General features: G+C 73.1%; 14 protein-coding genes. 10 read left to right on the forward strand and 4 right to left on the reverse strand.

Annotated features, from left to right (window positions below):
• Positions 1 to 68: 68 nt before the first annotated feature.
• Complete coding sequence (locus ACN6LD_RS39660; RefSeq protein ID WP_445045679.1) at positions 69 to 1,922, reverse strand: coagulation factor 5/8 type domain-containing protein; 1,854 nt, start codon at positions 1,920 to 1,922, stop codon at positions 69 to 71.
• A gap of 338 nt (positions 1,923 to 2,260) precedes the next feature.
• Between ACN6LD_RS39660 and ACN6LD_RS39665 the strand changes: the two genes are divergently transcribed.
• From ACN6LD_RS39665 to ACN6LD_RS39680, 4 genes are read left to right on the forward strand one after another with little or no spacing between them, the layout of a single operon-like run.
• Positions 2,261 to 3,580, forward strand: coding sequence for an ABC transporter substrate-binding protein (locus ACN6LD_RS39665; RefSeq protein ID WP_445045680.1), 1,320 nt, complete (start codon positions 2,261 to 2,263; stop codon positions 3,578 to 3,580).
• Positions 3,581 to 3,585: 5 nt separating this feature from the next.
• Positions 3,586 to 4,569, forward strand: coding sequence for a carbohydrate ABC transporter permease (locus ACN6LD_RS39670; protein ID WP_445045681.1), 984 nt, complete (start codon positions 3,586 to 3,588; stop codon positions 4,567 to 4,569).
• A 7-nt stretch (positions 4,570 to 4,576) separates the two neighbouring features.
• The gene (locus ACN6LD_RS39675; protein WP_319197399.1) at positions 4,577 to 5,416 is read left to right on the forward strand and encodes a carbohydrate ABC transporter permease; all 840 of its coding nucleotides are present in this window, start codon (positions 4,577 to 4,579) and stop codon (positions 5,414 to 5,416) included.
• A 29-nt stretch (positions 5,417 to 5,445) separates the two neighbouring features.
• Positions 5,446 to 6,804 (forward strand): GH1 family beta-glucosidase, encoded by a 1,359-nt coding sequence (locus tag ACN6LD_RS39680; protein ID WP_319197391.1) that lies wholly within the window; start codon positions 5,446 to 5,448, stop codon positions 6,802 to 6,804.
• Positions 6,805 to 6,876: 72 nt separating this feature from the next.
• On the opposite strand, the gene ACN6LD_RS39685 is transcribed toward ACN6LD_RS39680, so the two are convergent.
• From ACN6LD_RS39685 to ACN6LD_RS39695, 3 genes are all read right to left on the reverse strand, one after another.
• A complete protein-coding gene (locus ACN6LD_RS39685) occupies positions 6,877 to 7,728 on the reverse strand; it encodes an SCO6745 family protein (protein WP_319197390.1) in 852 nt (283 codons plus the stop codon).
• A gap of 222 nt (positions 7,729 to 7,950) precedes the next feature.
• Positions 7,951 to 8,343 (reverse strand): SCO5389 family protein, encoded by a 393-nt coding sequence (locus ACN6LD_RS39690; protein WP_319197397.1) that lies wholly within the window; start codon positions 8,341 to 8,343, stop codon positions 7,951 to 7,953.
• A gap of 44 nt (positions 8,344 to 8,387) precedes the next feature.
• On the reverse strand, positions 8,388 to 9,341 hold the full coding sequence (locus tag ACN6LD_RS39695) for an ATP-binding protein (RefSeq protein WP_445045682.1): 954 nt from the start codon (positions 9,339 to 9,341) through the stop codon (positions 8,388 to 8,390).
• A gap of 130 nt (positions 9,342 to 9,471) precedes the next feature.
• Between ACN6LD_RS39695 and ACN6LD_RS39700 the strand changes: the two genes are divergently transcribed.
• From ACN6LD_RS39700 to ACN6LD_RS39725, 6 genes are all read left to right on the forward strand, one after another.
• On the forward strand, positions 9,472 to 10,092 hold the full coding sequence (locus ACN6LD_RS39700; RefSeq protein WP_445045683.1) for a GNAT family N-acetyltransferase: 621 nt from the start codon (positions 9,472 to 9,474) through the stop codon (positions 10,090 to 10,092).
• A gap of 4 nt (positions 10,093 to 10,096) precedes the next feature.
• The gene (locus tag ACN6LD_RS39705) at positions 10,097 to 11,686 is read left to right on the forward strand and encodes an ABC transporter substrate-binding protein (protein ID WP_445045684.1); all 1,590 of its coding nucleotides are present in this window, start codon (positions 10,097 to 10,099) and stop codon (positions 11,684 to 11,686) included.
• 4 nt (positions 11,687 to 11,690) lie between these two features.
• Positions 11,691 to 13,490, forward strand: coding sequence for an ABC transporter permease subunit (locus ACN6LD_RS39710; RefSeq protein ID WP_445045685.1), 1,800 nt, complete (start codon positions 11,691 to 11,693; stop codon positions 13,488 to 13,490).
• A complete protein-coding gene (locus tag ACN6LD_RS39715) occupies positions 13,487 to 14,716 on the forward strand; it encodes an MDR family MFS transporter (RefSeq protein ID WP_445045686.1) in 1,230 nt (409 codons plus the stop codon). Before ACN6LD_RS39710 ends, ACN6LD_RS39715 begins: the two co-directional genes overlap by 4 nt.
• Before the next feature lie 69 nt (positions 14,717 to 14,785).
• The gene (locus tag ACN6LD_RS39720) at positions 14,786 to 15,388 is read left to right on the forward strand and encodes a hypothetical protein (protein WP_445045687.1); all 603 of its coding nucleotides are present in this window, start codon (positions 14,786 to 14,788) and stop codon (positions 15,386 to 15,388) included.
• A 100-nt stretch (positions 15,389 to 15,488) separates the two neighbouring features.
• On the forward strand, positions 15,489 to 16,139 hold a 651-nt coding region (locus ACN6LD_RS39725; RefSeq protein WP_445045688.1), incomplete at its 3' end, for a YcnI family copper-binding membrane protein.

Consider the following 16,139-nt stretch of genomic DNA (forward strand, 5'->3'; position numbering starts at 1 on the left):
CCGGGCCGGGGAGGCAGAACCGCCCCCCAGCCGCGTGGGCGGTGTGCAGACCGGTGCGGGGGCCGCCGTCAGGGATACGAGACCACCGTGGACGGCACCGTCGACGTGCCGGACGTCGGTGCGCCGAGGTCGTTGATCACGTGCTCGTACTGGCCCTGGCCGCCGAGCGAGACCACCAGGAGGTCGTGGAACTTCACGCCCGGCACGTCCGGGGCGGCGAAACCGTGGTGCTGGACGATCGTGGGATCGACGTTGTAGAAGCAGTAACTGCCCAGGCCCCAGCCCTCGTGCGCGGTGACGTCGTCGCCGACCTTGTAGGCGGCGTAGCCCTTCAGCGCGCCGTTCTGGATCGCCGCCTGGTTCGGGGCGTCGTACGCCTTCTCGTTCTGGAAGAAGATCGTGCGGCCGCGCTGGCCGTACCACTGCACGTCGTACTTGTTGAAGTGCTCCACGAACAGGCCCGTCGCCAGCACGTCGTGGCCGTTGACGACGACCCCGTAGTCGGCCCGGTTGGTGTCCCAGCCGACGCCCTCGCCGTGGTCGGCGCGCCAGACCCAGGTGTGGTCGACGATCGTGTGCCGGCTGTTGATCACCATGCTGGTGGTGGCCCTGCCGGCGCCCGCTCCGCCGATCCTGATGAACACGTCCTGCACGGTGGTCGGGTCGGCGAAGTGGTCGCGCCGCGCTCCGGGCGGACCGACCTCCAGCAGGGTCGCGGAGTTGACCGGACCGGCGTCGATCAGGAATCCGGCCAGCCGCACGCCGTCCACGTCGGCGACCTTCACGGCCGTGACGCCGTTGTCGGGGACGAGCGTGGCGTAGCCGAGGCCGAGGACGACGGTGCCGGCGCGGTTCACCCGGACCGGCCGGTCGAGGTGGTAGACGCCCGGTGTGAGCAGCAGGTGCAGGCCCTGGTCGAGGGCCTGGTTGAGGGTGGCGGCGGAGACGCCCGGCCTGGCCACGTAGAACCGCGACAGGGGCAGCGAGCTGCCGCGCGGGGTGCCGCGGCCCCAGGTCACACCGCGTGCGTCGGTGCGCTTGGCGGGCAGGAAGACGCGGTAGCCGCCGCGGTCGACGTACAGGAACGGCTTCTCCCGGGAGACGGGCGTCGTCTCGAGCGTGGTGTAGGGCGGGCTGGGGAAGCTCTGGGCGGGGGCGCCTTCGACGCCCGAGAAGACCATGTTCCACACGCCGTTGAGCCAGCTGCCGACGGCGCTGTCCCGGGTGTACCACTGCTGCTGCGAGTAGGGGCCGACCTCGCCTTCGATCCGGCTGTCGGCGATGTAGCCGCCACTGGCCCAGCCGAAGCCGGACGGCGCGAGGTTGAGGCCTCCGTGGACGTGCATCCGGCGGAACGGGGCGGCCTGGGCGACCGCCCACCGGTTGGTGCCGCTGACCGGGACGAGCGCGAGGTTCTCCGCCGAACGCCAGAAGTTCTGCGTGGCGTTGCCGCCGAACCAGCCCGCGTCGACGGTCACGTCGCCGTTGATGGTGGTGTCGTCGGGGGAGAGGCCGAGGCCGGCGATGGAGGTGTAGAAACCGAGTTGGGCGTTGAGCCCGTGGTAGACGCCCGGCTTGAACAGCAGGGCGTAGCGTCCGGTGCCGAACTGGGCCGCCTCCTGCTGCCGGAACACCTCGTCGAGGCGGGCCTGGATGTCGGGTGTCGAAGGGTCGAAGACGAGAACGTTCGGGCCGAGGTCGCCGCCGCCCGGCAGGGCGCACGGACGCCTGCCGCGCGAGGCGGCGGCCGACGGCGTGCCGGCCGATGTCGCGGACGCCGATGTCGCGGAGGCCGGTGCCGCGGAGGCGGGCGGGGCGGCCAGTCCGGCGAGGACGGGGGCGGCCGCGGCCGTGGCGGCGGCCGTGAGCACGGCTCGGCGGCGCACGGCGGGGGTGTCCGACGGCGGCTGGGCGTGGGGCATGGCGGCTCTCCTCGGTGCGGGCCGCTCACGGGGAACGGCTGGCTAAAGGAAGTGAACGGGCATCTGCTTGAGAGCGCTCTCTCAGCGCTGAATGCTTCAACTGCCCGAACGTGCGCGTCAAGTGGTGCGACCGGAGTTGTCCGCTGCCGTGGCCCCGAAGGAGCCCTGGAGGAGCCCTGGAGGAGCCCCGAGGCCCCGGGGTGGCTCCGGGGCGGCCCCGGGGTGGTTCCGGTGTGGCGCCTGAGCGGTCCGGAGTGTGCCGGAACCCTTGACGTGCGTCGCTTCCGAGGTTTAACTCACGTCCTAAATTAAGCCCTGATGACACCGGGAGCCGACCCATGCGCACCATTCGAGCCGCGGCCACAGGAGCCGTCGTCATGTCACTCGCCCTTGCGGCCACGGCCTGCGGAGGCGGCAGCTCGACGGACGGCGGGGGATCCGACGACTCTCCGAAGACCTTGACCTACTGGGCCTCCAACCAGGGCGCGAGCATCGAGGTGGACAAGAAGGTCCTCCAGCCGGAACTCGACAAGTTCGAGAAGCGGACCGGGATCAAGGTGAAGCTGGAGGTCGTTCCCTGGTCGGACCTGCTCAACCGGATCCTCACCGCCACCACGTCCGGTCAGGGCCCGGACGTCCTCAACATCGGCAACACCTGGTCGGCCTCGCTCCAGGCCACGGGCGCGCTGCTGCCCTGGAACGACGCGAACCTCGCGAAGATCGGGGGCAAGAGCCGCTTCGTGGCCTCCGCGCTCGGCTCGACCGGCGCCCAGGGGCAGGACCCGGCCGCGGTGCCGCTGTACTCGATGGCATACGCCCTGTACTACAACAAGCAGATCTTCGCCGACGCCGGCATCGCACAACCACCGGCCACCTGGGCCGAGTTGGTGGCGGACGGCAAGAAGATCCAGGCGAAGGGCAAGCAGGTCCTGGGCGCCGAGGGCGCGAACGTCGCCGAGAACATCCACCATGTCTTCGTCTTCGCCGAGCAGCACGGCGCGGACTTCTTCACCGCCGACGGCAAGCCCGACTTCACCTCGGACGGCGTGGTCTCGGCGGTCAAGCAGTACGTCGATCTGATGGCGAAGGACAAGGTCATCCCGCAGGGCAATGCCGAGTACGCGCAGAACCAGTCCGTCAGCGACTTCGCCAAGGGGAAGACGGCGATGCTGCTGTGGCAGTCCGCGTCCGCCAACCTCGCGTCCCAGGGCATGAGCGCGGACGCGTACGGCATCGCCCCGGTGCCCGTGCAGTCCGGCTCCCCGGGCGCCGGCGCCCAGGTCAACTCGATGGTCGCGGGCATCAACCTGGCGGTATTCAAGAACACCGACAACCTCGACGGTGCGACCGAGTTCGTGAAGTTCATGACCGGCGACGAGGAACAGAAGATCCTCAACACCGCCTACAGCACCATCCCGCCCGTCGCCTCCGCCCAGTCGGACGCCGCGTTCAACTCCCCCGCGAACGCGGTCCTCAAGGACACCCTCGCCAAGAGCGCCGCCGCACTGCCCCAGGTCGCCGACGAGTCGCAGTTCGAGACGGTGGTCGGCACGGCCGTCAAGGAACTGTTCGCCGACGCCGCCGCCGGCCGCGCGGTCACCGCCGAGTCGGTGAAGGCCGAGCTCGCCGAGGCCCAGCAGCAGATGCCGGCGAAGTGAGCCCGATGACCACCACCGTCGAGGTCGTGAAACCCCCGGTACGCCCCGACGGCGGCGGGACCCGTGGACCGCGCCCCGGCCGCCTCCGCCGCGTCGGACTGCCCTACCTGTTGCTCCTGCCCGCCCTGATCCTGGAGCTCCTGGTCCACCTGGTGCCGATGGTGATCGGCATCGTGATGAGCTTCAAGGAACTCACCCAGTTCTACATCCGCGACTGGGGCACGGCCCCCTGGTCCGGCCTCGACAACTACCGCCTGTCGGTGGACTTCGACGCGCCCGTCGGCGCGGCCCTGCTCCACTCGTTCCTCGTCACCGTCGGCTTCACTCTGCTGTCGGTCGGCCTGTGCTGGCTCATCGGCACGGCGGCGGCGGTCTTCATGCAGGACGCCTTCCGCGGCCGCGGACTCCTGCGCGCGCTGTTCCTGGTGCCGTACGCGCTGCCGGTCTACGCGGCGGTGATCACCTGGGTCTTCATGTTCCAGCACGACAACGGCCTGGTGAACCACGTCCTGCACGACCAGCTGCACCTCACCGACGAGCCGTCCTTCTGGCTCATCGGGGACAACAGCTTCTACGCGCTGCTCACCGTGTCGGTGTGGAAGGGCTGGCCGTTCGCCTTCCTCATCGTGACGGCGGGCCTGCAGAACATCCCGCGCGAACTGTACGAGGCGGCCGCGCTGGACGGCGCCGGGGTGTGGCAGCAGCTCCGCCGCATCACCCTGCCGTCCCTGGGCCCGGTCAACCAGGTGCTGGTGCTGGTGCTGTTCCTGTGGACGTTCAACGACTTCAACACCCCCTACGTCCTGTTCGGCAGGGCGGCCCCGGAGGCCGCGGACCTCATCTCGGTCCACATCTACCAGGCGTCCTTCGTCACCTGGAACTTCGGCACGGGCTCGGCGATGTCGGTCCTGCTGCTGCTCTTCCTGCTGGCCGTGACGGGCGTCTATCTGGCCCTCACCTCGCGACGGAGGTCTTCCCATGCGCGGTGACTCGCCCATGGCGCCGCCGAGTTCCTTCCTCTGGTCCCGGCGGATCTTCCTCACCCTGCTCACCGGCTTCGTGCTGCTGCCGGTGTACGTGATGGTCTCCAGCTCGCTCAAGCCGCTCGCGGACGTCACGGGCGAGTTCCGCTGGCTGCCCAGCGGTCTGACCGTCCGCCCGTACATCGACATCTGGTCGACCGTCCCGCTCGCCCGGTACTTCGTCAACTCGCTGATCGTGGCGGGTGCGGCGACGGTCTGCTCGGTGGTGATCGCCGTGTTCAGCGCGTACGCGGTGAGCCGTTACGACTTCCGGGGCAAGCGGGTGTTCACGGTCACCGTCCTGTCCACGCAGATGTTCCCCGGCATCCTCTTCCTCCTCCCGCTGTTCCTGCTCTACGTCAACATCGGCGACGCCACCGGCATCGCCCTGTTCGGCTCGCGGGGCGGGCTGATCCTGACGTATCTGACGTTCTCGCTCCCCTTCTCCATCTGGATGCTGATCGGATACCTCGACTCGGTGCCGCGCGACCTCGACGAGGCAGCCCTGGTCGACGGCTGCGGGCCGCTCGGCGCGCTGTTCCGGATCGTGGTGCCGGCCGCGGTCCCCGGCATCGTCGCCGTCGCCGTCTACGCCTTCATGACCGCTTGGGGCGAGGTGCTGTTCGCCTCCGTCATGACCAACGACACCACCCGCACGCTCGCCGTCGGGCTCCAGGGTTACTCCACCCTCAACGACGTGTACTGGAACCAGATCATGGCCGCCTCGCTCGTCGTCAGCGTGCCCGTGGTCGCCGGGTTCCTGCTGCTCCAGCGCTATCTGGTCGCCGGACTGACGGCCGGCGCCGTCAAGTGACCTCCTCCGCCTCCTCCGAAGGGACCTCCGTGACCATCGACTTCGCCGCACTCCCGCACGACTTCCTGTGGGGCACCGCCACGGCGGCGTACCAGATCGAGGGAGCCGTCGCGGAGGACGGACGTGCGCCGTCGATCTGGGACACGTTCTCCCACACCCCCGGCAAGGTCGCGGGCGACGACAACGGCGACGTCGCCTGCGACCACTACCACCGCTGGCGCGAGGACATCGCGCTGATGCGGCAACTGGGGGCCGACGCCTACCGGTTGTCCGTCGCCTGGCCGCGGGTCGTGCCGGGCGGCGACGGGCCGGCCAACGCCAAGGGCCTCGCCTTCTACGACCAGGTGATCGACGGGCTGCTGGAGGCGGGCATCACCCCGTCCGTCACCCTCTACCACTGGGATCTTCCGCAGGTCCTCCAGGACCGGGGCGGCTGGCCCGAGCGGGCGACCGCCGAGCACTTCGCCGCGTACGCCTCGGTCGTGGCAGAACGCCTGGGGGACCGCGTCACCCACTGGGCCACCCTCAACGAGCCCCTGTGCTCGGCCTGGATCGGACACCTGGAGGGCACGATGGCCCCCGGCGTCAAGGACCTGACGGCGGCCGTCCGTGCCTCGTACCACCTGCTCCTCGGCCACGGCCTCGCCACACAGGCGATCCGCGCCGCCGCCCCGGGCGCCCGCGTCGGCATCGTCAACAACCTCTCCACGATCCACCCCGCCACGGACCGTCCCGCGGACGTCGCCGCCGCCCTTCGCATGGACGGCCACACCAACCGCTGGTGGCTCGACCCGGTGCACGGCCGCGGCTTCCCGGCCGACATGCGCGAGGTGTACGGCGTAGAACTCCCGGAGCACCAGGGTGACGTGGCGGTGATGGCGGCCCCGCTCGACTGGCTGGGCCTGAACTACTACTTCCCGCAGACCGTCGCCGACGACCCGACCGGCCCGGCGCCCCGTGTCCGCACGGTCCGCCGGCCCGGCGTCCCGCGCACCGGCATGGACTGGGAGGTCGACGCGAGCGGCATCGAGGACCTGCTGCTCCGTCTCACCGACGAGTACGGGGCGCGCAAGCTGTACGTCACCGAGAACGGCTCCGCGTTCCCGGACGCCGTCCGTCCCGACGGCACGGTGGACGATCCGCAACGCCAGGACTACCTGGTGAAGCACCTGGCCGCCTGCGCCTCCGCCGCCCGCAAGGGCGCCCCGCTGGCCGGCTACTTCGCCTGGTCCCTGCTCGACAACTTCGAGTGGGCGTACGGCTACGACAAGCGCTTCGGCCTCGTCCACGTCGACTACCGCACCCAGGCCCGCACCATCAAGGGCAGCGGCCACCGGTACGCGGACATCATCCGCCGCCACCGCGAGCGGGGGCGAAAGGCTGCTTGAGGCAGGACACGAAAGGCAGGAGCGGGCCTGGCAGCCCCTGGCCGGCTGCGGTCCGGCAGCGATTTCGGCCTGTCACCGCGAGCCTGTGGCCACCAGGATCGCGGTGATGGGCTCGAGCTCGGTGATCAGTTCGTCGAGTTCGGCGGGGGACAGGGCTTCGTACGGCGGGGCGGCGAGTTCGTCGGTGAGGGTTTCGATGCGTTGTCCGGCCGCGCGGCCGGCGTCGGTGAAGTGGCCTTCGGCGTCGATGAGCCCGCGTTCGCGCATGCCGTCCATGACCGCGGCCAGGCGCTCTTTCGGCAGGTGATGGATGCGTCCGAACGACTCCGGGGGGTGGATGCCCTGTTCGAGAGCGGAGAGCACGTGGGCCTCCGTGCCGCCGATGCGCGCGCCGACGAGAGCGGCGATGTGTCCGTCGCCGCGGTGCTCGCGCAGCATGGTCGCGGAATGCCACAGCCGGGCGACGGGGTCGCCGGGCACCGCAAGGGCGCGCATGCCGGCGTACATCATCCGGCCTTCGGCGGGTGCGCTCGTCGCGGCCTTGGTGGTCAGGTCCGCGGCGCGCACCAGGCCCGGGGAGTCGGCCAGTTCGTCGCCGAGGATGCGTCGCAGGGAGGCCGCGCTGCCGCGCTCCCGGGCGGCGACCGAGGCCTCGGGCGGGATCGTCGCCCAGGCGCTGGGGATGTGCCGTGCGGCTTCCCCGTCGGCGAAGTTGTAGAAGGCCGCGTGCACGACCTGGGCGGGCACCCGTCCCAGTGGTGCCGCGCGGCTGGCGAAGTAGCCGTCCCAGTAGGTGCGGTGGCCGAGTGCGGCCAGTTCCTCGTTGCACTCGTCGGCGAAGTAGGTGACCAGGCAGATCGGCTCCAGGAGCTCGAACATGCGACGGGCGATCTGAGCCGTCGGATGCGAGCGCGTCTTGTCCATCGGGTTCTCCCTCGGTCAGGTGTGCCGACTTGGACCGGCCGGCACGCCGAAACTCATCGGCGACCTGAGGGGAGCCTGACGGCGATCGCGTCGATCACCTGTCGGTGATCCGTCGACCGGCCACCCCGCATCGGCGTCCGGTCCGGGGTCCCGGCGCAGGGCCTCGGCGCAGGGCCTCGGCGTCGGGAGGGGGAGCCCGTCGACGCCGAGGCGGCAGCGGGGTCAGCAGTCCCGCAGTTCCGCGGACTGGTTGAGGACCTGCGCGCGGGTGGACGTGAAGCGGGTGTGGGCGGCGGTGCCGCGGGCGTCGGGGCGGAAGGCCGCGACGCGGTGGCAGTTCTGGAAGGCCAGGGTGATGTCGAAGTGGCGTTCCAGGCTGCCGCGGATGGCGTCGCTGGCGAGGGCGCGCAGCAGCTGGCCCCGCTCCTGCTCGGAGGCGGGCGGCGTCTGGTTGTCGGCGAACTCGGTCATTCCGGCGTGGAGTCGGGCGGACAGATCGGAGACGAGGCCGTAGGCGTAGGGGAGGGAGGTGCGGATCGTGTCCACGAAGTCCTCCTCGCGGACGGGGCCGGCTTCGGCTTCGGCGAGGAGCTCGGGGGAGACGTCGAGAGACATGGGTGTCCTGTTTCTGTGGTGGGGGGTGATCAGGGGAGGGGCCGTCAGGGGAGGAGGGCCGGGGGCGGGGTGAAGTCCGGGTCCACCTGGGCGGCCAGGTCCTGGCCGGTCGCCTCGTTCGCCCAGGAGCGGGCGTTGCGGAGGTGGAAGTGGACGGCGTGGCGGTGGAGGGCCTGCCGGTCGTTCGGGCGGGCGTCGACCGTGGCGCGCAGGACGTCCAGGGCGTGGCGGTTGGCGTCCTCCAACTCGCCCTGTGGGTCGCCGCGTTCGGCCGAGCGGACCCAGGGGGAGAGGGCGACGTGGGTGAGGAGGTCGTCGCCCACCTCCTCCTTGAGGAAGAGCAGGTCGTCCTCGCCGGTCACCTTGTTGCCGACCACGGCGAGGGGGATGTCGTACTCGCGGGCGTGGTCGCGGTACTGGCGGTAGACGGAGACGCCTCTGCGGGTGGGTTCGGCCACCAGGAACGTCATGTCGAAGCGGGCGAACAGGCCGGAGGCGAAGGCGTCGGCGCCCGCCGTCATGTCCATCACCAGGTACTCGCCGGGGCCGTCGACCAGGTGGCTCAGATAGAGCTCCGCCGCGCCCAGCTTGGAGTGGTAGCAGGCCACCCCCAGGTCGCTCTCGTCGAACGCGCCCGTCACCATCAGCGGCACGCCGCCCACCCGTCGTACGTGGCGGGTGTGCAGCTCGTCGTCGCCCAGCAGGCGAAGGAGCCGTGAACCGCGGCCCGGCGGGGTCGTCTTGACCATCGTCTCGCGGGAGGAGATCCGCGGGTTGTCGCCGCGCAGCAGGTCCTTGATGTCGTCCAGGTGCGCCGCCAGCGGCGGGGCCGTGAACGGCGGTGCGCCGGCCGTGGGGTCCAGAGCCTCGGACAGATGCTGGTTGATGTCGCCGTCCACGGCCAGCACCGGTGCGCCGGAACCCGCCAACCGGCGGGCGAACAGGGCGGACAGGGTCGTCTTGCCGCTGCCGCCCTTTCCCACGAATGCGACGCGCATCACACCACCTTGATGAAAATGAATGTCATGTGGCTAGATTTAGGGGTGCCTCATGATCTCTGTCAAGTCGACGTCCGGGCGCGGTGACGACATGATCGTCCTCGCTCCGCTTACTGCATATGATGTGCAAGTGCGTGAATACTGCATACGGCCCGCGGGCCCCGACGACCTGGACGGCGCCCGAGCCGTCATGCTGGACACCGTCTACCGGGACTTCGGCAGCGGCTACGTGCCCCGCTGGCACCGCGACATCATCGATCCCGCCGCCGCCTACCTCGCCCCCGGCCGCCACACCCTGCTGGTCGCGATCGACGGCGGCGACGGCGGCGGCTCGGGGGGCAGCGGTGAGATCGTCGCCACCGCCGCCCTCGACTCCCGCGGTCCCGCGCATCCGCCGAACCCTCGGCACGTCGCCGAGCGCTACCCCTGCGGCACCACCGCGCAGTTGCGCCGCGTCTACGTCCGCCCCGAGCACCGCAGACGCGGTCTCGCCCGCCGACTGGTCGCCGAACTGCTCGCCTTCGCGGTCGCCGACGGCGGGTACCGCTCCGTCTATCTGCACACCGACCCCGCCGTCGAAGGCGCCGAGGCGTTCTGGCGGTCGCTCGCCGCCGTCGTGCACGACGAGCGGCAGGAGGCGGACGGCGGCCAGGGCATCGTGCACTTCGACGTCCCCTTCGACGCCCTCCTCCCCGCCTGCCTCTCCCCCCGCCCCCGCCCCCGCACCCGCACCCGCACCACAGGCCGGTAACCCCATGCGCTTCGTCCGTCCCGCCCCTCTCGCCACGCTCGCCCCGCTCCGTCCTCCCCTCCCTCCCGCTCCTTCCGCCCGCCTCGCGTCCCCGCCCCGTCGCCGCCCCCGGCTCCTCGCCGCCCTGTGCCTCGCCCCGTTGCTCACCGGCTGTTTCGCCGCCTCCGGCGACGGCGGCGACGGCGAGGGGTCCGCCGCCGGGGGCGGCGCCCGGCTGCGCGTCGCCCTCGCCTTCCCGCCCGCCGAGAACCTCTCCCCGTACGGCGCCGACGCGACGATCCTCAGCCGGCTCGGCGTCACCGAGGGGCTGACCGCCCTCGACGCCAACGGGGCGGCGGCCCCCGCGCTCGCCGCGTCCTGGCGCCGCGAGAACGACCGCACCTGGCTGTTCACCCTGCGCGAGGCCGTCTTCCAGGACGGCACGCACGTCACCCCCGCTGCCGTCGCCGCGTCGCTCACCCGGGCCACCCTCGCCGAGCCGGCCCCTGCCGCTCTCACCGGCGTCACCCTCACGGCGAAGGCGGAGGGCGGCACGGGCGTGCGCGTCACGACCGCGCTGCCCGACCCCGTCCTGCCCCTGCGGCTGTCCAGCCCCTCCCTCGCCGTCCTCTCCCCGAAGGCGTACGCGAAGAAGGGCGCCGTCGACCCCGCCGGCACCGCCACCGGCCCCTTCGAACTCACCGACGTGAACGGGGCCGCAGCCGCGGTCCTCGACCGCTTCGACGACTACTGGGGCGGCCGCGCCCAGGCCTCGGGCATCGACGTGCGGTTCGTCGCCGACGGCGGCGCCCGCGCCAACGCCCTGCGCACCGGCCAGGTCGACGTCGCCGAGGCGATACCCGTGGCGCAGGCCGCCGGCCTCGACGCGGACACCCGACGCGAGACCGCCACGACCCGCACCACCAGCCTGCACCTCAACACCAGGTCGGGCGTCTTCAGGAACCCGGCCCTGCGCGCCGCCGCCCGGGCGGCCGTCGACACCTCCGCCCTCGCCGAGGGCGTCTACGAAGGACACGCCGACGCCGGCGCCGGCATCTACGGCCCCGCCGTCACCTGGGCCGCGAGCAAGCGCGTCCAGCCCATCGGACGAGCGAGGGCCGCCGCCCCCGGCGGCGCCTCCGTCACCCTCGCCACGTATGACAACCGGCCCGAACTCCCGGAAGTCGCACAGGTGTTGAAGCAGCAGCTGGAGAAGGCCGGCTTCACGGTGAAACTGGAGGTGCGCGAGTACTCACGGCTGGAGACCGACGCGCTCGCCGGGAAGTTCGACGCCGTCGTCGGGGCCCGCAACAGCCTCCTGGACACCGGCGACCCGGTGTCATTGCCGGCGAGCGACTTCACCTGCGCCGGCGGCTACAACCTCTCCCTGCTCTGCGACAAGCGGGTCGACCGGGCCGTCGCCGCGGCACAGGCGGTCGAAGGACCCGGCGAACGGCAGGACGCCGCCATGGCCGCCGAGGCCGCGGTGCTCGGCACCGACGCCGTCGTCCCGCTCGTCCACCAGCGTGTCGTCACCGGCGTCGACGACGACGTCAGCGGGGTGCTCCTCGACCCCTACGAGCGCACCCTCGTCGGCGCCGGGACCCGGCGCTGACGGCATGAGAAGCAAGGCGGGCACGCTGCTCTGGCGTGCCGTACTGGCCGCGTTGCTGGTGTGCGGGACCGGGCTGCTGCCGTGGATCTCGCACACCGACCCGGCGCTCACCGTGCTCAAGGCGCAGTCCACCGACCGTGACGCCACCCCGCAGGCGCTCGCCGACGTCCGCGCCCGACTCGGCCTGGACGAGGGCCCGCTGCACCTGCTCGGGCAGTGGCTGGCGGGCCTGCCGCGCGGCGACGCCGGCCGGTCCTGGATCTCCGGCGCCGAGGTGATGCCCGACGTCCTCGCCGCCCTGGGCGCGTCCCTGCTGCTGGTGACGGCGGCCCTGGCCGTCGCGCTGGTCACCGCCGCCGGCGTGTGTGCCCGCACCCTGCGCCTCGGCGCGCGACGGCTCCTCGACGGCCGGCCCGCCGGCGGCTCCGGCTCCGCCGTGCTCGCCGCGCTGCCGGAGTTCCTCGTCGCCTCCGTCCTCGCCACGGTGGTCGGCGTGCAACTGGGCTGGCTGCCCGCCCTCGGCTGGTACGGCCCGCAGTGGACCGTGCTGCCCGCGCTCGCCCTCGGCCTGCCCGCCGGCGCCGTCCTCGGCCGGCTCCTCGACGACCGGCTGCCCGCCGCCTTCGCCGAGCCCTGGGCGCTCGCCGCGGCCGCCCGCGGGCTGCCCGGTCCGAGCGTCGCCCGCAAGGCGCTGCGCCGCTGCGTGCCCGCGCTGCTGCCCAGTCTGGGGCTGTTCCTGGTCGGACTGACCGGCGGATCCGTCGCCGTGGAGCAGATCTTCGACATCCCCGGCCTCGGCCGCACCACCCTCCAGGCGGCGATCGCCCAGGACCTCCCCGTCCTCCAGGCGGGCGTCCTCGTGCTCGTCGCGCTCGCGGCCGTCACCACCGCCGTGGTCCGGCTCGCCGCCCGTCGGCTCATCGGGCCCGCCCTGCGCGACGGGGCCCTGCACGCCCTGCACCGGCCGGCACCGCCCGCCCGCCGTCTCCCGCCGCTCGCCCTCGGCGTCGCACTGCTCGCCGTCGTCCTGGCCGGCCTGCCCCGCGACCCGCTCGCCCTCGACACCGACGCCCGCCTCCAAGCCCCCTCCGCGGCGCACCCGTTCGGCGCCGACGCACTGGGTCGCGACCTCCTCGCCCGGGTGGCGCACGGCGCCCTCGACACCCTCACGCTCGCCCTCGCGGTCAGCGCGATCGCACTGACCGCCGGCCTCCTGCTCGGACTGCTGCCCCGGCTGTCCGGGCCGCTCGTCGACACGGTGAACGCCGTCCCGCCCGTCCTCGCCGCGCTCCTGGTCGCCGCCGTCCGGGGCGGCGGAGGCTGGACGCCCGTCCTCGCCGTGGCCGTCGTCGCCTGGGCGCCGCTCGCCGCGCACACGTCCGCCCTGCTGCGCGAGGAGCGGGCGACCCTCCACCTCGCCGCCACCCGGGCCCTCGGCGCCGGACCCTGGCGACTGCTCACCGGCGAACTCCTGCCCGCCGTCCTGCCGCCGGTCGCCCGCCACGCCCTCCTGCGGCTGCCCGGCATCGCGCTCGCCCTGGCCTCCCTCGGCTTCCTCGGCCTCGGCGCGCAGCCGCCCTCCCCCGAGTGGGGCCTGCTGCTCGCCGAGAACCAGCCCTACGCCGAACGCGCCCCGTGGGCCGTCCTCGCCCCCGCCGCCGTCCTCGCCCTGCTGGGCGCCCTGGCGGTGACGGCGGCCGGGCTCCGGCGACGCCCGGGGCGACGCCGTGCCGTGGACGCCGACTGCGGCGCAGGCTCCGGCGAACGTCTGTCCGCACAGCCTGAGCCGGTGAGCGCGGGATGACGGAGGTGCGACTCGGAGCGCGGCGTGGGGCGCGGGTCGGTCCCCGACTGCCTTCTCTGCTGCGGCTTCTGATTGCCACTCAGTTCGCTTTCAACATCGGATTCTTCGCGGTCCTGCCCTTTCTCGCCGAGCATCTGGGCGACGCGGTGGGCATGGCCGGCTGGCTGGTCGGGTTCGTGCTGGGCCTGCGGACCTTCAGCCAGCAGGGGCTGTTCGTGATCGGCGGGGCGCTCGCCGACCGCCACGGAGTACGGCCCGTCGTCCTCGCCGGGTGCGCGCTGCGCGTCGCCGGCTTCGCCTGGCTCGGTTACGCGGAGCGGACCTGGACGGTCGTCGCGGCGGTGTTCCTCACCGGGTTCGCGGCCGCGCTGTTCTCGCCTGCCGTCGAGTCCGAGGCGGCGCGGCAGGCCGTCCTGCACGAGGAGGCCGGCGGCGGCCCGCGGACCCGGGTGCTGGCCCTGTTCACGGTCGCCGGACAGGCCGGGGCGTTCCTCGGGCCGCTGCTCGGCGCGCTGCTCATCGAGGTCGACTTCCGCTCGGTGTGCCTGGCCGGCGCCGGGGTCTTCGTGCTCGTCCTCGCCGCTCACGCCCGGCTGCTGCCGCGCCACCTCCCCGGACGCCCCCGCGTTCGCCTGCGCGGCGGTACGGGACCGCTCCTGCGCAACCGCCGCTTCCTCGCCCTGTGCTGCGCCTACGGCGCCTACCTCCTCGCCTACAACCAGCTCTACCTCGCCCTGCCCGCCGAGGTGGAGCGGGCCGCCGGTTCGCAGGCGCCGCTGGCCTGGCTGTTCGCGCTGTCCTCGCTGCTGGTGGTGACCGCCCAGCTGCCGGTCACCCGGTGGGCGGGGGAGCGGACCGGCCCGCGCCGCTCGATGGCCGCCGGACTCGCGCTGATCGCTGCCGGGTTCGCCGTCGTGGCGGCCGCCCTGCCCGCCGGCCGGACCGGAACGGCCGGGCTGCTGCCCGCGGCCGGGTTCGTCGTGCTGCTCACCCTCGGTCAGATGCTCGTCGCGCCCGCCGCCAGGGCCTGGGTGCCCGACCTCGCCGAGGAGGGCCGGCTCGGTCTGTACACCGGGGCGCTGTCCTCGGTCTCCGGGCTGATCGTGCTGCTCGGCAGCGCCGTCACCGGCGCCCTCCTCGACACCGGACTGCCCCCGGCCGTCCCCTGGCTGGTGCTCGCCGCGGTGCCGGCCGCGGCGGTCGTGCTGTTGCCGCGCCGCGGGTGAACGCGCGGGCGGCGGGTGAACGCGCAGGCCGTGCCCGACGTACCAGGTGGACGTGGCAGGATCCCCACGATGAGTGCGTCCCCGGCCGTCCGGAGTCTGCGCGCCGCGGTGTTCGCCGCGGTGTGCGTCCTGCTGGCCGCCGCCGGACACGGACTCGCCACCGGCAGCCCGCCCCCGCCGTGGGCGGACGGAGCCGGCTTCCTGGCGGTCTTCGCGGCCGGATGGCTGCTCGGCGCCCGCGAGCGCTCGCTGCCCGGGATCGGCGCGGCGGTGCTCGCCACGCAGGCCGGCCTGCACGTCGCCTTCGACGCCGCCCACTCCCGGGCGGCCGCGCGCACCATGCCGGCGATGCCGATGACGCCCGCGCAGGGCATGCACCTGCACGCCCAGGCGACGGCTGTGACCCCGCACGCCACGGCGGCCCACGTCCTCGCCGCGCTGGCCGCCTCCTGGTGGCTGCGGCGCGGGGAGGCCGCCCTGTGGTCGCTGCTGCGCCGTGCGGTGGCGTTCCTGCCGGGCCTCGCCGCCTGGTGGCGGGGCACCCCCGTCCCGCCGCCCGTGCCCTCGATCCGGGCCGCCGCCGCCCCGGCTCCCGTCCCCGCGCGGCAATTGCTGCTCCGCCACGCGGTGAGCCGTCGCGGTCCGCCCGCTCCGATCCCGTACGCGACCTGACCCCGAGCCGGCCCGAGCCGGACCCACACCCTTCCTGTACGGAGATCACCCACCCATGTCCTCGACACCCATGTCCTCGACACCCATGTGCCCTGCAGCCGTGTCCCCTGCGCCCACGTCCTCGACACGGCCCGCCCTGCGTCGCGCCGGTCTCGGCGCCGTGCTCGCCGCCGCCGCGGTCCTCGCCGCCGCAGGCGCCGCCTCCGCGCACGTCACCGTGCACCCCGAGAGCTACGCCAAGGGCGCCGACGACGGCGTGCTCAGCTTCCGGGTCCCCAACGAGGAGGACACCGCGAGCACCACCGAGGTGCAGGTCTTCCTGCCCACCGACCACCCCGTGCTCGGCGTGCTGGTCCACCCGCAGGACGGCTGGACCGCGAAGGTGACCACCACCAAGCTCAAGACCCCCGTGAAGACCGACGACGGCACGATCACCGAGGCCGCCTCCGAGATCACCTGGACCGGCGGGAAGATCGGCGCCGGCCAGTACGAGGACTTCGACGTCGCCTTCGGGCAGCTCCCCGACGACACCGGCCGGCTGACCTTCAAGACCCTGCAGACCTACTCCGACGGCAAGACCGTCCGCTGGATCGAGGAGGCCGCGGCGGGAGCGGACGAGCCGGAGAACCCGGCGCCGGTGCTCGAACTCACGCCCGCGGCGGGCGACGGCGCGTCCGGCGCCCCCTCCGCCCCCGCGAAGAACCCGGGCGGCGCGGCGGCCGCGGTCGGCGGCCCGGCGCAGGCCGCCGAC

The organism is Streptomyces sp. SAS_272 (genome assembly GCF_052543235.1).

Excerpts from the sequence above, each read along its gene's own strand:
- ACN6LD_RS39660 (WP_445045679.1), bottom strand. The coding sequence starts at position 1,922 with ATGCCCCACGCCCAGCCGCCGTCGGACACCCCCGCCGTGCGCCGCCGA.
- ACN6LD_RS39665 (WP_445045680.1), top strand. The coding sequence starts at position 2,261 with ATGCGCACCATTCGAGCCGCGGCCACAGGAGCCGTCGTCATGTCACTC.
- ACN6LD_RS39670 (WP_445045681.1), top strand. The coding sequence starts at position 3,586 with ATGACCACCACCGTCGAGGTCGTGAAACCCCCGGTACGCCCCGACGGC.
- ACN6LD_RS39675 (WP_319197399.1), top strand. The coding sequence starts at position 4,577 with ATGGCGCCGCCGAGTTCCTTCCTCTGGTCCCGGCGGATCTTCCTCACC.
- ACN6LD_RS39685 (WP_319197390.1), bottom strand. The coding sequence starts at position 7,728 with ATGGACAAGACGCGCTCGCATCCGACGGCTCAGATCGCCCGTCGCATG.
- ACN6LD_RS39690 (WP_319197397.1), bottom strand. The coding sequence starts at position 8,343 with ATGTCTCTCGACGTCTCCCCCGAGCTCCTCGCCGAAGCCGAAGCCGGC.
- ACN6LD_RS39695 (WP_445045682.1), bottom strand. The coding sequence starts at position 9,341 with ATGCGCGTCGCATTCGTGGGAAAGGGCGGCAGCGGCAAGACGACCCTG.
- ACN6LD_RS39705 (WP_445045684.1), top strand. The coding sequence starts at position 10,097 with ATGCGCTTCGTCCGTCCCGCCCCTCTCGCCACGCTCGCCCCGCTCCGT.
- ACN6LD_RS39710 (WP_445045685.1), top strand. The coding sequence starts at position 11,691 with ATGAGAAGCAAGGCGGGCACGCTGCTCTGGCGTGCCGTACTGGCCGCG.
- ACN6LD_RS39715 (WP_445045686.1), top strand. The coding sequence starts at position 13,487 with ATGACGGAGGTGCGACTCGGAGCGCGGCGTGGGGCGCGGGTCGGTCCC.
- ACN6LD_RS39720 (WP_445045687.1), top strand. The coding sequence starts at position 14,786 with ATGAGTGCGTCCCCGGCCGTCCGGAGTCTGCGCGCCGCGGTGTTCGCC.